At 41.3% G+C, this 15,117-nt stretch carries 12 protein-coding genes; 9 read left to right on the top strand and 3 right to left on the bottom strand.

The annotated features are described in order from the left end of the window. Positions 1-105: 105 nt before the first annotated feature. From FRX45_RS15180 to uvrB, 6 genes are all read left to right on the top strand, one after another. Entirely contained in the window at positions 106-1,665 is a 1,560-nt protein-coding gene (locus FRX45_RS15180; RefSeq protein WP_193311717.1) for an SUMF1/EgtB/PvdO family nonheme iron enzyme, read from the top strand. A gap of 496 nt (positions 1,666-2,161) precedes the next feature. Next, the gene (recA, locus tag FRX45_RS15175) at positions 2,162-3,163 is read left to right on the top strand and encodes a recombinase RecA (RefSeq protein WP_152269299.1); all 1,002 of its coding nucleotides are present in this window, start codon (positions 2,162-2,164) and stop codon (positions 3,161-3,163) included. A 200-nt stretch (positions 3,164-3,363) separates the two neighbouring features. Continuing rightward, complete coding sequence (locus FRX45_RS15170) at positions 3,364-3,816, top strand: methylglyoxal synthase (protein ID WP_152269298.1); 453 nt, start codon at positions 3,364-3,366, stop codon at positions 3,814-3,816. Between the two features lie 11 nt (positions 3,817-3,827). After that, the gene (locus FRX45_RS15165) at positions 3,828-4,328 is read left to right on the top strand and encodes a GNAT family N-acetyltransferase (RefSeq protein WP_152269297.1); all 501 of its coding nucleotides are present in this window, start codon (positions 3,828-3,830) and stop codon (positions 4,326-4,328) included. Between the two features lie 11 nt (positions 4,329-4,339). Next, complete coding sequence (locus tag FRX45_RS15160; RefSeq protein ID WP_152269296.1) at positions 4,340-4,921, top strand: hypothetical protein; 582 nt, start codon at positions 4,340-4,342, stop codon at positions 4,919-4,921. 6 nt (positions 4,922-4,927) lie between these two features. Continuing rightward, positions 4,928-6,973 carry an excinuclease ABC subunit UvrB gene (gene uvrB, locus FRX45_RS15155; protein WP_152269295.1) on the top strand — a complete coding sequence of 682 codons (2,046 nt, stop codon included), beginning with the start codon at positions 4,928-4,930 and terminating at the stop codon, positions 6,971-6,973. Positions 6,974-7,150: 177 nt separating this feature from the next. On the opposite strand, the gene FRX45_RS15150 is transcribed toward uvrB, so the two are convergent. The 3 genes from FRX45_RS15150 to FRX45_RS15140 all read right to left on the bottom strand — a co-directional run bounded on the left by FRX45_RS15150 (position 7,151) and on the right by FRX45_RS15140 (position 10,003). Then, the gene (locus FRX45_RS15150) at positions 7,151-7,294 is read right to left on the bottom strand and encodes a hypothetical protein (protein ID WP_226805399.1); all 144 of its coding nucleotides are present in this window, start codon (positions 7,292-7,294) and stop codon (positions 7,151-7,153) included. A 222-nt stretch (positions 7,295-7,516) separates the two neighbouring features. After that, a complete protein-coding gene (locus FRX45_RS15145) occupies positions 7,517-9,493 on the bottom strand; it encodes a DUF2075 domain-containing protein (protein WP_152269294.1) in 1,977 nt (658 codons plus the stop codon). Between the two features lie 192 nt (positions 9,494-9,685). Continuing rightward, a complete protein-coding gene (locus tag FRX45_RS15140; RefSeq protein ID WP_152269293.1) occupies positions 9,686-10,003 on the bottom strand; it encodes a very short patch repair endonuclease in 318 nt (105 codons plus the stop codon). A 164-nt stretch (positions 10,004-10,167) separates the two neighbouring features. On the opposite strand from FRX45_RS15140, the gene FRX45_RS15135 reads away from it, so the two are divergent. The 3 genes from FRX45_RS15135 (at position 10,168) to polA (ending at position 14,880) form a co-directional block, all read left to right on the top strand. Next, positions 10,168-10,911 (top strand): ParA family protein, encoded by a 744-nt coding sequence (locus FRX45_RS15135; RefSeq protein ID WP_152269292.1) that lies wholly within the window; start codon positions 10,168-10,170, stop codon positions 10,909-10,911. Positions 10,912-10,985: 74 nt separating this feature from the next. Continuing rightward, positions 10,986-11,714 carry an esterase family protein gene (locus tag FRX45_RS15130; protein WP_152269291.1) on the top strand — a complete coding sequence of 243 codons (729 nt, stop codon included), beginning with the start codon at positions 10,986-10,988 and terminating at the stop codon, positions 11,712-11,714. A 316-nt stretch (positions 11,715-12,030) separates the two neighbouring features. Next, complete coding sequence (gene polA / locus FRX45_RS15125) at positions 12,031-14,880, top strand: DNA polymerase I (RefSeq protein WP_152269290.1); 2,850 nt, start codon at positions 12,031-12,033, stop codon at positions 14,878-14,880. Positions 14,881-15,117 lie beyond the last annotated feature (237 nt).

Genomic DNA, 15,117 nt, shown 5'->3' with positions numbered 1-15,117 from the left:
CTGTTAACCTTGTTCTATACCATTAAAAAAGGAGAGTTTGGCTTTCTTTTAATACAATAATTACAGTGTATACCCGTTATCTTTTTTTAGTTTAAATCCAGCAAAATGCAAAGAGTACTGAATTTGAAAACGCTTCTTCTCTTATCTGCTGCCGGGCTTTTTTTTACTTCGTGTAAAAATGGCCTTTTTGGCAAGAAGAAATTCGAGAAATCGGATGTAACCGGTTGGAACTACAATGATAAAAATATGGGTGGTTTCAACGTTTCTAAGGAAAAAGAGCAGAATACCGGCCCAGGATTAGTGTTTGTGCAGGGTGGTACGTTTACTATGGGCGCTACAGATGAAGATGTTATGGGAGATTGGAATAATATACCCCGCCGTGTAACGGTTTCTTCATTTTATATTGATAAAACAGAAGTAGCTAACGTTCATTACCGCGAATACCTGCACTGGCTGGAATCGGTATTTGATGATCCTCAGTATGCCGCCGTTTTAGAAGCGGCAAAACCTGATACGCTGGTGTGGAGAGAAGAGCTGGCATATAATGAACCGTTGGTGGAATACTATTTCCGTCATCCTTCTTATAATTATTACCCCGTAGTAGGAGTAAGCTGGAAGCAGGCAAATGATTTCTGCCTTTGGCGCAGCGACAGGGTAAATGAAAGAATATTGGTTGAAAAAGGCTATATCAATAAAAACCAATTAAAAACTACGCAGGGTCAGGGACAGGAAAACTTTAACACCCAGTCTTATCTGAAAGATTTATATCAGCCGCAACCGGGCAAACCCAAGAAAAATCCTTTAATGGACGCCAATGGCAGACCCAGGCTAAAAGTAACTTTTGAAGATGGTTATATGCTGCCCAACTACAGGCTGCCCACCGAAGCCGAATGGGAATACGCCGCATACGGATATATCAATCAAAACCCCAGGCCAAAGAAAAAATCCAATGGTTCGGGCGAAGAGCTGATTAAAGAAAAGCAAGTATACTCCTGGAGCCAGAATGTTAACGGCTTACGCGATGGTCGTCACGGAAGCTGGCAGGGTAAATTTTTGGCCAACTTTAAGCGTGGAAGTGGCGATATGATGGGTGTGGCAGGCGGTTTAAATGACAACGCTTCTATACCAGGTCCGGTTGATGCTTTTTATCCTAACGGTTTTGGATTATATAATATGTCAGGAAATGTCAATGAGTGGGTATCCGATGTATATCGTCCGCTTTCCAGTATGGATAATGACGATTTCAATCCTTATCGTGGTAACCGCTTTGAGAAATTCAAGAAAAATGAAAATAGCGAATTCGAGAGGGATAGCCTCGGCAGAGTGGTAAAGGAATTTGTTACCGATGAAGAAAGTAAGAACCGCCGTAACTACCAGAGAGGTGATGTAATTGATTATCTTGATGGTGATTCTGCCTCACAGGTTACCTATGGTTATGGAAAAACTACGTTAATAAGTGATCACGCCAGGGTAATTAAGGGCGGAAGCTGGAACGACCGCGCTTACTGGTTAAGTCCCGGCACGCGCCGCTTCCTTGATGAAACACAGGGTAGCAGCACTGTTGGTTTCCGATGCGCCATGGACAGGGTGGGCAGCCAGGAAGGCAATGGGTTTAAGCCAGGCAACAACTGGAGCAAACGCCGCCAGAATTCCCGCAAAAACTAATATTAAGGTTTATTCATAAAGAAATACCTTCTCTCCGGAGAGGGTATTTTTTTGGTATCAGGTATTGGGTATCAGGTATCAGGTATCAGGTGGGTTATTACTAATGATAGGATGCATACTCCGTCTTTTGCTGATAGCATTATTGGCTGATTGCTGACACCCCTTCCTTCGGATTTTTAATGTGTGGTTTATCGTTTGTGGTTTATGGTTGCATTTCGTTTCGGATTTCGAAATTTAAATCTTCGCCTTGAAATTTATCCGCCCCGGCGGACAGGCCTGCCTGCCCTTTAGGCATGTTTGTTTCTTGTGATTTGGTTCCTGGTTCTTTTCGGCTGTATTTCGCTTCGGATTTCGGACTTCCGGCTTCGGATTTTAAAAGGTCATTGAGGCAAAACAAAAAATTTTAGTATTTTTTTGCTAAATATGTTAGTGTTAATAAGTTTATATATATCTTTACGTTCAACAGTTAATTTTGAGGATATAAAACCCATACAATATGTCAAGCAATGAAAAATTAAAGGCGCTGAAACTTACCATGGATAAGATTGAAAAAGACTATGGTAAAGGGAGTGTGATGATGATGAATGAAAAGGGAGTACAGCAGATAGAAGTGATTTCTACGGGTTCAATTGGACTGGATGTTGCCCTGGGCGTTGGTGGTGTGCCAAAAGGACGGGTTATTGAAATATACGGGCCTGAATCTTCGGGTAAAACTACCATTGCCATACATATCATTGCGGAGGCGCAAAAAAAAGGAGGTGTATGCGCTATTATAGATGCTGAGCATGCTTTTGACAGCGGTTATGCGCAAAAACTGGGTGTAGATATAGACAACCTGCTGATTTCCCAGCCGGATTATGGCGAACAGGGACTGGAGATTGCAGACCGGCTGATCCTTTCCGGCGCCTTAGATGTGGTAGTAATAGATTCTGTAGCCGCGCTGGTACCTAAGAGCGAACTGGAGGGAGAAATGGGAGACAGTAAAATGGGAATGCAGGCAAGACTCATGTCGCAGGCTTTGCGTAAGCTAACAGCTACCATCAGCAAAACCAATACGGTATGTATTTTCATTAACCAGTTAAGGGAAAAGATCGGCGTTATGTTTGGTAACCCCGAAACTACCACAGGCGGTAATGCCTTAAAGTTTTACGCATCTGTACGGTTAGACATCAGGCGCATGGCGCAAATTAAAGACGGCGATGAGGCTGTAGGGAACCGTGTAAAAGTGAAAGTGGTAAAAAATAAAGTGGCGCCTCCTTTCCGTGCGGCTGAATTTGATATTGTGTATGGTGAAGGTATTTCTAAAGCAGGTGAAATTATTGATATGGGTGTTGAAATGAGCATCATACAAAAAAACGGAAGCTGGTATAGTTATAATACAGATAAGCTGGGACAGGGCAGAGATGCAGTAAAGCAATTACTGATTGATAACCCGGAACTGGCAAACGAAATTGAAGCCAGGATCAGGGAGAAGATCAAAGAAGTGCAATTGGCATAAATACAATATTTACCTTTTTAATAATGGACGGTTATTAAGGCAGGCCGTTGAGATTAATTTTTCAACGGCTTTTTTACGCCATCTCTAAAACCATGCATTAAAAAATATGGCTTATTATTGTGTGAACATGCTCAATAAATAATCCAAAGCCTTTTTTTATTGCTTTTAGGGTTTTACTTTTCCATACTAAATACATTTCCATGACTACCTCCCGCATTTTAGGCGCACGTAAACGCATAGCATTAGTGGCACATGATCATAAAAAGAAAGACCTTATTGAATGGGCGGATTTTAACAAAACAGTATTGGCGCGCCATGAACTAATTGCCACAGGAACCACGGGTAAGCTGCTGGAAGAAAGCCTGGACAGACCGGTAAAACAGGTATTGAGCGGACCGTTAGGTGGCGACCAGCAAATTGGAGCGATGATCGCCAAAGGAGAAATTGATGTACTGATCTTTTTTTGGGATCCGATGGAAGCACAGCCCCATGATCCCGACGTAAAAGCATTGCTTCGGCTTGCTGTGGTTTGGAATATTCCGGCGGCAAGCAACAGAACCAGTTCCGACTTTTTAATGACTTCCCCGCTCATGCACGAAGTGTATGAAGCTGTGATTCCCGATTACAGCAGTTATATAAAAAGGAAGTTATAAAGCAGAAGCTCATGCAGGTGACCTTACGCCACTGGCAAAAAAAAGACCGTTTTATATTGGCTGCATTGGCCAATAATATCAGGATATGGAACAATGTGCGTGACCGGCTGCCTCATCCTTATACCATACAACATGCCAGTGCATTTATAAAGTATTGCAGAAAGCAGGATCCATCACCTGTATTGGCCATTGAGGTTGAGGGGCAGCTTGCAGGATGCATAGGTCTTGAATTACAGGACGATATCTCACGTATTAGTGCAGAACTGGGCTATTGGATAGGAGAACCTTATTGGGGCAGAGGCGTTGCAACTGAAGCTGTAAAGCAAATGATGGAATATATATTTGAAGCTTTTCCCGTACTCAGCCGTATTTACGCTAAAGTATTTGAATACAATAAAGCTTCCATGAACGTATTGGAAAGAAATGGCTTTCACTTAGAAAGTGTGCAGAAAAAGTCGGCGATTAAAAATAACGAAATCATAGATGAATATGTTTGGGTAAAATTCAGATAAACCACAGCCGTATGAGGCAGAAAATAAGTATCAACTTATCTTTGTGCAATTATTTGATCGGCAACAAACAATTAAGTATGCAAAAAATAGAACTGACCAACAAACAATACAGGCTGCTTCTTCAATTGGTGTCTTTGGGGATTGACCTTATTGATAATGCGGCTTTAGGTAATGACGAAGAAGATGACGATGTTGAAGTGAACGATGAATCTCCTTTATTTAATGATGCTGTTGACCTTGAGGCTTTTCTTATGGTGCATTTTAAAAAATTTGGAGTTAAAGACATAATCAGCCTGGATGCCGGTGAAGATAAATTAAATTATAGTGAACCATTTTTGGAGGATCAGCAAATGATATCCAATAGCGCTTATTTTAACAAAACAGCCGAAATAGCTTCTTTCCAGTTGGGTATGAGGGACTATAAAGAAGTAAATGGAACAGATGCTTTGGAAAATATTGACCCACAGGAGGGCGCCGATAAAATAATGACCTACTCCCTGAAATACCTAAACGAAATATTTGAAAACGGGTTTGATAATTTTTACCTGAACGAGGACAGACCCGCAAAAATTATCAGCCTTTCTGCTGAATAAAATATTATGTCTTTCAAACTACATTCATCCTATACACCCGCTGGCGACCAGCCCGAAGCTATTCGTCAGCTCACCGAGGGAATAACAGAAGGAGAGCAACACCAGGTGTTGCTGGGGGTTACGGGCTCCGGTAAAACCTTTACCATGGCCAATGTAATACAGAATGTGCAACGGCCCACCCTTGTGCTTACACATAACAAAACTTTGGTTGCACAGTTATATGGCGAGTTTAAGCAGTTCTTTCCTGAAAATGCGGTAGGGTACTTTGTTTCGTATTACGATTATTACCAGCCCGAAGCGTATATGCCTGTTAGTGATACTTATATTGAAAAGGATCTTTCCATAAATGAAGAATTAGACAAGTTGCGCCTGCAGGCTACTGCCCAGTTGTTAAGCGGCAGGCGGGATATTATTGTAGTGGCATCGGTAAGTTGTATATATGGTATTGGTAATCCCGCTGAGTTTGCCAATGGAATCATCCGTATTCATAAGGGACAGGTGATCAGCCGCCAGGGATTTTTGCATGCATTGGTTAATTCACTGTATAGCCGCAGCCAGGGCGATTTTAACCGTGGAAACTTTAGGGTAAAGGGTGATACCGTTGATATTAACCTGCCTTATATGGATTATGGTTACCGCATTAGTTTTTTTGGTGATGAAATTGAAACGATCGAAACCCTGGAAATCAATAGTGGCAAACGCATCAGCCCTGTAGAAAATGCAGCTATTTTTCCCGCCAATCTTTACCTGGCGCCAAAGGACCAGTTACAACAGGTGTTGTATGAAATACAGGACGAAATGGCGAGGCAGGTGGAGTATTTTAAAAGCACCGGTAAATACATAGAAGCGCAACGTATCAGCGAAAGGGTAAATTATGATGTGGAGATGATCCGTGAGCTGGGTTATTGTAATGGGGTAGAAAATTATTCCAGGTTCTTCGACCGCCGCGAGCCAGGCACAAGGCCTTTCTGTTTGATAGATTATTTTCCGAAAGACTTTTTATGTGTAATTGATGAAAGCCATCAAACCATACCTCAGATCAGTGGTATGTATGGCGGCGACAGAAGCCGCAAGCTGGTGCTGGTTGATTATGGTTTCCGCCTGCCTTCGGCAATGGATAACCGCCCGTTGAACTTTCATGAGTTTGATGCCATGCTGAACCAAACCGTGTATGTATCTGCCACGCCGGGGGATTATGAACTGGAAAAAACAGGCGGGGTGGTAGTGGAACAGGTTGTACGGCCCACAGGATTGCTTGATCCTCCTATAGAAATACGGCCAAGTGTGAACCAGATAGACGACTTGCTGGATGAAATAGATAAAAGAATAACGAAGGGTGACCGGGTACTGGTAACTACCTTAACCAAACGAATGGCCGAAGAAATGGACAAATACCTGCATCGCATTAATGTCAAATCAAAATACATACACAGTGAGGTAGATACGCTGGAACGTGTGGAGATACTGCGGCAGTTGCGTCTTGGAGAAATTGATGTGCTGGTAGGCGTTAACCTTTTGCGTGAAGGGCTGGATTTGCCGGAGGTATCGCTGGTGGCCATTCTGGATGCTGATAAAGAAGGCTTTTTACGCAATGAAAAGTCACTGACGCAAACGGCAGGCCGTGCAGCAAGAAATGTGGATGGTTTGGTTATTTTTTATGCGGATAAGATGACCGAAAGCATGCAGCGCACGATTGACGAAACGGATCGTCGCCGGGAAAAACAGGTCGCTTATAACATTGAGCACAATATTACGCCAACAACAGTAAAAAAATCAAAGGAGCAGGTATTTGCGCAAACATCGGTGCTTGACATTAAGGGATATGATGTAAATAAGCCTTATGCTATGGCGCCGGATGAAGACCTGGTAACCGTAGCGGCGGAGGATCAGGAGATCTATCATACTGTTCCCCAAATGGAAAAAGCCATAACAAAAATTAAAAAAGAAATGGAAAAGGCTGCAAGAGACCTTGACTTCATGGAAGCAGCCAGGTTGCGGGATGAAATGTTTACGATGCAGAAGAAGCTGCAGGAGATGAAGAAAGGCTCCTGATCCTCACGACTAAGCGCTTGTTTTTTGATCTGTTGCAATCAGTGCAATTCAATATTTAACATTATATCTGCCATTTATCCGCCAAATCCTCATTTCATTATATCCGCCAAACTTCAGTTTATAAGTAGGTGTTGAAGGTTGGCAACCTTGCGGCTGGTGTTGGGCGTTTATGCTTTGTCAATAAGCCTGTATCAATACATCGGTAGGTATCTCTAACATGTCGTGTAACTGACGTATCATATCTATAGACAATTTTCTTTTCTTATTCAAAATTTCACTCGCCCTGCTTTTTAAGCCTACTACTTTTGCCCGGTCAGCCATGTTTTGGCGCAAGAATGAGGTGCAGGAAAAGAGTGATGGGCTTCTTGTGCCGTGTATAAGAGACCAACAACAAAAGAGATCGGACGGGTTGGTGATGCCAGCTCACTTAGCCGCTCTCACAAACACTAACAACGGTGCGAATGTTCTGTTCTTTTTTCCTAATATTCTATTATACGCAATGCCTCCGGAATACTGGTTTAATCTTATAAATATCTTCTGAATTTATAGGGTATTAATGCCAAGAGTTTTTAAATAGTTATATGTTGGGTCATAGTATTCCGCTTTTCTTGTGTGGTCTTCAATATTCCCTTCAGGAACTACAATTACCATACCTTGCCGGGCTCTTGTTAAGAGTACTCTATAAGCATTAACTAAGTACCTTTTTCGTTCTTCTTTATGAATGTTTTGCCATTTATTGCCTGAAAACGAGAATGGCTTCCAGCCATTTTCCGAATATCTCAAATCTCCATCCCATGTAACGCAGACCCAATCAAGTTCAAGACCCTGAACCTTATATTCAGTTGCAACATCCTCCAAATAAAATGAAGAACGAACATCATCTTTATCATCTAAAAACCAATTCACTGGATTCATTGGAGACTTAACGTCAATTGCAAAAGGTTTTAATCGTTGTGCTTGCGAAGAAACTATCATTCCATATCTCTCACTTCCTCTTGCTTTTTCCTTTAACCATTTTTTTGCTTTGGTCAAATCTCTTGTTAGAACGATGGGGTAGTTTTCTGAAATGTTTAGTAGAATATTTTTCGCCTCTCCAATATTCAGGTCTAAAAGGTTTTTGACGAATAAAGAAAGGTTTTCCGCTCTGAATGAACGCATTGAAACTGAAAGATGCAAGGCATCATTAAAATTTACCTTACATTTTTCTTGCAATATTTTAATTGCATCAATTGCTGAGTATTCTGTATCGATTAGGTTTGATGAAATATTAACTTCCCACTCTTGAAATCGATTATGAATAGCTTTTAACCATTCCGATATTCCAGCTTCACCTGTATTTATTTCTTGTCCTCCGCCTACCAGGCAAACTATGACAGCCCAATCTTTATGTCTGTCGAGACATGAAATAAGAAATTCTGGTTCAGAGTAATCAAACTGCGGTTGATTTTTTTTCTGCATCATGAATTTAACCGTTTGCTCCTTATCCCATGCCCTTTGTGCTTCATCGAAAATTGCAACGTGATCATAAGGCGGGCTTGGATCCACTAAATAAGCATCTCTGTAATGATGGATAATTTGTATAAAAGCCTTGACACTTTCTTTAGCTCTGCCTTTAGATAATTTATTTCCAATTTCCTGCTCTCTTCTAACTTTATCTCTCGTCAAAGCTTCTTGCAATACTGCAACTAAAGGTCCATTCCCCGATAAATAGACACTGGCATTTCCTTTCTCTGCATCCAAATGAGAAGTTGCAACTTTTAATCCAACAAGAGTTTTTCCAGAACCCGGGACCCCTGTGACAAAACATATTATTTTCTTCCTGTTCAACTTGGCAAAATCAATTATTTCAGAAATGGCAGAAGTCGTGGTGGTCAAGTTTATTGCTGCAGCATCGCTTCTCGTAATTTCTTCAACAGAATGATTATTGAAAAGATAAATAGCTGCTTCTATAATGGTTGGAGTTGGTGAATAACTTCCTTTTGCATATTCATCAACGTTAATAATTTCTGTCTCAGAAAAAAATATTAATGTGCTTTTAATTGCCTCCTTTAAATCTTCCTTATTTGTTTTTATCGGCAATATCAAATTGTCATTATGCGATGTTGTTATAATTTCAATAAAAGATTTCTTTGATTCGCTTGCAACTAGTACTGGTGCTAATATTAAATTGTGACTCGGTTTATGAAAATTTTTCAAGTCAAGTGCATAATCCCAAACCTGTTCAATTTGATAATAAAGAAACCTGTTTTCTCCAACTTTAAATTCTATTACAAAGACAACATTATCCACAATTACAAGAGAATCTATTCTCTTACCCATTCTCGGTACAGAAAATTCGAAAAATATTGTTCCGCTATAACCGTTAAGAGCACTTTTCAGAATAGGTATTTGTTGTTCCCATGATTTATTTTGATTAGACGTAGAATCAAACTGATTTGCCATGGTAATCAAACCAATTATTTCTTCGGTGCTTTTTAGTAGAAAAGATTCTATCGTGTCTTTAAAGTAGTAATTCAGCATTTATTATTCTTTATCTTCGAAAATGGATGTTATTTTAATAACTCCAATATCTGTTTAAACAATAAAAGGGGAATTGTCCAAAGTTCTCAATTCAACCTGATGCTGATAGTTTTTGTATCTCTCTGAAAGTTCTTCAATAGTTATATTAAATTCCGCTTTTTTCATTATAATTGTTTTTGACAAAAAGTATATTTAAGCAGCCTTCATAAGCGGTTGAACCAGTTGTTTGTTTCTGGCAATTTTGTTTAACCACCATTCTGTTTTGGTTTTTGGTACTACAAAATATTTACACCCTTCATGTCCATGCCAAAAACATCCATGAACAAATATGACGGTTCTATACTTTGGCAGCACTATATCCGGTCTGCCGGGTAAATTTTTACTGTGCAGTCTGTATCTAAACCCCTTTGCAAATAAATATTTACGAACTACTAACTCCGGTCTTGTGTTTTTTGGCCGGATTTGGCTCATATTATAGCTCCTGACTTCTTTGGTATGCACATCTGCCATGCTTCCTGCCTTACCGCTTTATTATTGCTAAGCTAAGATATTTAGCATAGATATTTCAATATACCGGGTATTTTATCCGCAAAAAATGTTGCGAAATATAGCAGTACAGGCAATAATTCCCTCCGCTCTTTCCATCAATAGCTAAAAAATTATATATTCATTGTATGGTTACCATTGCACTATACAATTTAAAGGGAGGTGTGGGCAAAACGGCCTCCTGCGTAAATTTTGCTTATTTGGCCGCACAGGATGGCTATAAAACCCTGCTTTGGGATATTGACCCGCAGGGATCCTCCAGTTTTTATTACCAGTCCAAACCCAAACATAAAGGGGGCATCAAAAAATTAATTGAAAAAGATGCCGACCTGGAAGAGGCGGTTATGGCTACGGACTATGAGAACTTAGATATTATTCCGGCCGATCTTTCCGCTAAAAGCTTTGATGTGATCACGGAAGAAATGAAGTCGTCAAAGAAAAGATTGAAAACCATTCTTCAGCCATTAAACAAAACATATGATTTTGTGTTCATGGACTGTCCGCCGGGGTTTTCCGTATTATCTGAAAATATTTTTAATGCTGCCGATATTGTACTGATGCCCGTTATTCCAACCACACTTTCCATTCGTACCTACAATATGGTAAAGGATTATTTTAAAGAAAAGAGTATTGATCTTTCTAAGATGATGTGCTTTTTTACCATGGTTGACCTGAGAAAGAATATGCACAATGAGATCATGGAAACATTATATAAAGACAAAAGGTTTTTTGGAAACTATATCCCTTATCTTTCCGACGTGGAAAAAATGGGCATACACAAAGCGCCTGTTGAAGCATATGCCCGGTCGGGTTATGCAGCGCAGTGCTACAGGGATCTGTGGACGGAAATAAAGGAGGGGGTACTGGAATAATGCGGAAAATAGTTCGGAAGCTGAGTATTACATTTTTACGAATGAAGTTACATTTCTAACACAATACCAATCGTATGAAGAAAGAGCTCACTTCCTGGTTTAGTCATGCCCTTGGAAAAGAAATGCCAATAGCTGCATACGGACATTACGGCTTCACCTTATTGCTGGTACCAACAGCCGGAGCAGATTACTTAGAGTACGAACGTTTTGGATTGATTGATGCCATTGCGCCTTTTATTAACCAGGGCAAAATAAAAGTATTCTCTATAAATAGTATCAATAACGAAAGCTGGTTACATAATGACATGGAAGGGGCACATAAAGGAATACGGCACAACCAGTTTAATGAATATGTTTTTAATGAAGTAATACCTTTTGTTAAAAATCATACGTCGTGGGATGCTCCGGTGATCATAAGTGGCGCATCTTTTGGCGCGCTGCATTCCATGAATTTGTTTTTAAAACGTCCCGACCTCATTAACGGAGCTATAGCCATGAGCGGGGTGTATGATCTTACAGAATATACAAAGGGATATTACGATGAGCAGGTTTACTACAATTCACCCATACACTATATTCCCAATCTTACAGATGACTGGTATCTCAGCCGGATAAGAGCAGGGAAAATTATTATAGCAACAGGCAGCGGCGCTTATGAAGATCCGCAGGCCAACAGGAGGTTTTCGGGTGTACTGCACGATAAAGGGATTCCGCATGAGCTGGATATATGGGGTGAAGATATTACCCACGACTGGCCCACCTGGCGCAAAATGCTGCCTCATTTTTTGGGAACAAGGTTTTAGGGGTGAGCCATCAGCCATCAGCGGTCAGCTATGAGCAGAGCAAAGAAGGAATATTATCCTATCATTGGTAGTTACTCCCCTGATAGCCGTAAAGCACTAAGAATCGAGGACTGTCAGCTATCAGCAATTAGCTATGAGCAGTACAGAAGGAATATTATCCTATCATTAGTAGTTACTCACCTGATAGCTGAAGGCTGATCGCTGATAGCCCCAAACGATAAGCTCACATTAAAACGGATCTTCCTGGACCTGCAACCTGGAACTTGTAACCTGCATAAATCTCAAATCTCAAATCCAAAACAATTACCTTAGCGGCATGAGTAAAAAGCTATTTCTCCTGGATGCCATGGCGCTGGTTTTTCGCGCTTATTATGCATTGATCCGCAATCCGCGCATTACTTCAAAAGGGCGTAATACCAATGCCCAGTTTGGGTTTACCAATACACTGGTAGAACTGATCAACAATCAAAAACCATCGCATATGGCCGTGTGCTTTGATACGCATGCACCTACTGAACGGCATACCGATTTTGCGGAATACAAAGCCAACCGGCAGGAGGCGCCGGAAGACCTGTTGAGCGCTTTGCCCGATATTAAACGCATTATACAGGGGTTTAATATTCCTGTAATTGAACTCGACGGATACGAAGCAGATGATATTATTGGCGCATTAAGCATACAGGCTGCAAATGCAGGATATGATGTATTTATGGTAACGCCGGATAAAGATTACGGACAGTTGGTAAGCGATAAAATAAAAATTTATAAACCCGGTTACCAGGGCGGCGATGTGGAAATAATGGGGCCGGAGGAAGTATGTGCCAAATGGAACATTAAAAGTGTGGAACAGGTAATAGACGTATTGGGTTTGATGGGCGATGCGGTGGATAATATTCCGGGTATTGCGGGTGTAGGTGAAAAAACCGCCGCTAAACTATTGGCCGAGTACGGAACCTTGGAAAATATACTTGAAAATGCGGATAAAATAAAAGGTGCGCTGGGAGAAAAAATAAGGAACGGAAAAGACTCCGCCATACTGAGTAAAAAATTGGCTACCATTATTACGAATGTGCCCGTTACTTTTCATGATGAAGACTTTAAACTAAAGGACTGGAACCGCGAACTGCTGATGGAAGTGTTTACCAGCCTTGAGTTTCGTACAATAGCCCAAAGAATATTTGGAGAAACATTGCCCCTTGCCGCCAGGAATGCGGGTGAAAAAGTTACTATCACCGCGGTGCAAACCGACCTTTTCGGGAATACCAATGTTCAGGAAGTTTCGGTAAGCACCTTTCCCGAAAAAAAGCAAACAGGTGAAGATGCAGCGTTAACAAGCTTACCTGAAGGTAAAAATATTCATAACACGCCACATACCTATACCGCCATTACGGAAGAGGAGGAGTTAAAAACATTTGCAGCAAAATTATTGTTGCAAAAAGAAATATGTTTCGATACAGAGACAACAGGACTGGATGCCAATGATACAGAACTTGTAGGGTTGAGTTTTTCATGGAAGCCGGGCGAAGCTTATTATATCCCCTGTTCTCCTGACCGGGAAAAAACAAATGCAATCCTCAGTCACTTTAAACCGCTTTTTACTAAAAAAGATATTACCTGGGTTGGCCAGAATATTAAATTCGATATGCTGGTTTTAAAATGGTATGGCATAGAAATACAGGGAGCGCTTTTTGATACCATGCTGGCCCATTATGTAATTGAACCTGATGGCAAGCGCGGTATGGATATGCTGAGTGCGCAGTATCTGGGCTATGAACCGGTACATATAGAAGAACTGATTGGCAAAAAAGGCAAGCAACAGGGCAATATGCGCGATGTGGAGCTGGAAAGGATAAAAGAATATGCTGCTGAAGATGCGGATATAACATTGCAGTTGAAGCTGGCCCTGTTGCCTGAACTGAAGGCAAAAGATGTAGAGAAGGTTTTTTATGAAGTAGAAAATCCCCTGGTAAAAGTGCTTGCTGATATGGAGTTTGAGGGGGTAAGGATTGACACCGGTTTTTTAAACCAGTATTCAGCGGAATTGGATAGAGAGGCGAAGCAGGCGGAAGGAAATGTATATGAGCAGGCGGGGGTACGGTTTAATCTGTCCTCTCCCAAACAACTGGGAGAAGTGCTTTTTGAAAAACTACAGTTGGATCCTAAAGCGAAAAAAACCAAAACCGGGCAATATGCCACAGGCGAGGATGTGTTGCTGAAATTGGCGCACTCCAGTAAAATTGTGGAAGATATTTTAGCATACCGCGAACTGACCAAATTAAAATCTACCTATGTGGATGCATTGCCCCAAATGGTGAACCGTAAAACGGGAAGGGTACATACCACCTACGGGCAGGCAGTGGCCGTTACCGGCAGGCTGGCGAGCAATAATCCCAATTTGCAAAATATACCGGTGCGTACAGCAAGGGGAAGAGAAATACGGAAAGCTTTTGTGCCGCGTGATGATAAACATATATTACTCTCTGCCGATTATTCGCAAATTGAACTGCGCATTGTTGCTGCCATCAGCGGCGATCCTGCCATGTGCGATGCATTCCGAAATGGCAAAGACATTCATGCAGCTACTGCCTCAAAAGTATATAGCATTGAAGAAATAGCGGTTACAAAGGAACAGCGGTATAAAGCCAAGAGCGTAAATTTTGGCATCATTTACGGGCAGGGCGCATTTGGATTGGCTGATAACCTGGGCATCAGCCGCACGGAAGCAAAGGAGATCATAGACAATTATAAAAAGCAGTTTGCAGGGATCACGAAATATATGGATGATACCATCAATTTTGCCCGCGAGCACGGCTATGTACAAACGCTGATGGGACGCAAGCGCTGGCTTCGTGATATTAATTCATCCAATTTTACAGTGCGCGGATTTGCCGAGCGAAATGCCATCAATTCGCCTATCCAGGGCAGCGCGGCGGATATGATAAAACTGGCCATGCAAAAAGTGCATGCTGCAATAAAAAAGGAGAATATGCGGAGCAAAATGATCCTGCAGGTACATGATGAATTGATTTTTGATGCTGTAAGAGAGGAAGCGAATGAATTAAAAGCACTGATCATTGAATGTATGCAAACCGCTATGCTGTTGCCCAATGCTGTGCCGGTTGTTGCCGAAGCAGGAGAAGGGGAGAACTGGCTGGAAGCGCATTGATACTTGTGATGATGTACTACTCCGATGTGTATGTGTGGTATAAGCAATTCAATACATAGGCACAATAGAAGCATAGACACACAATAGAAATATCAAAAATAAGCACCCGGCTTGTCCGATTTAGTGCGGTCTGATTATTTTCGAGACGATTTTGAGCAGTTGGGGAGGTGCCGAGGCCCTCATTCTGATTTCTTTTTTGTTGATTCTATTCAAAAGGCGGGCATCGGTTATCTTTTT

Origin of the sequence: Agriterribacter humi, assembly GCF_009192765.1 — a bacterium.
Taxonomy (GTDB): domain Bacteria; phylum Bacteroidota; class Bacteroidia; order Chitinophagales; family Chitinophagaceae; genus Agriterribacter; species Agriterribacter humi.
This window is presented reverse-complemented; position numbering and strand designations above follow the sequence as displayed.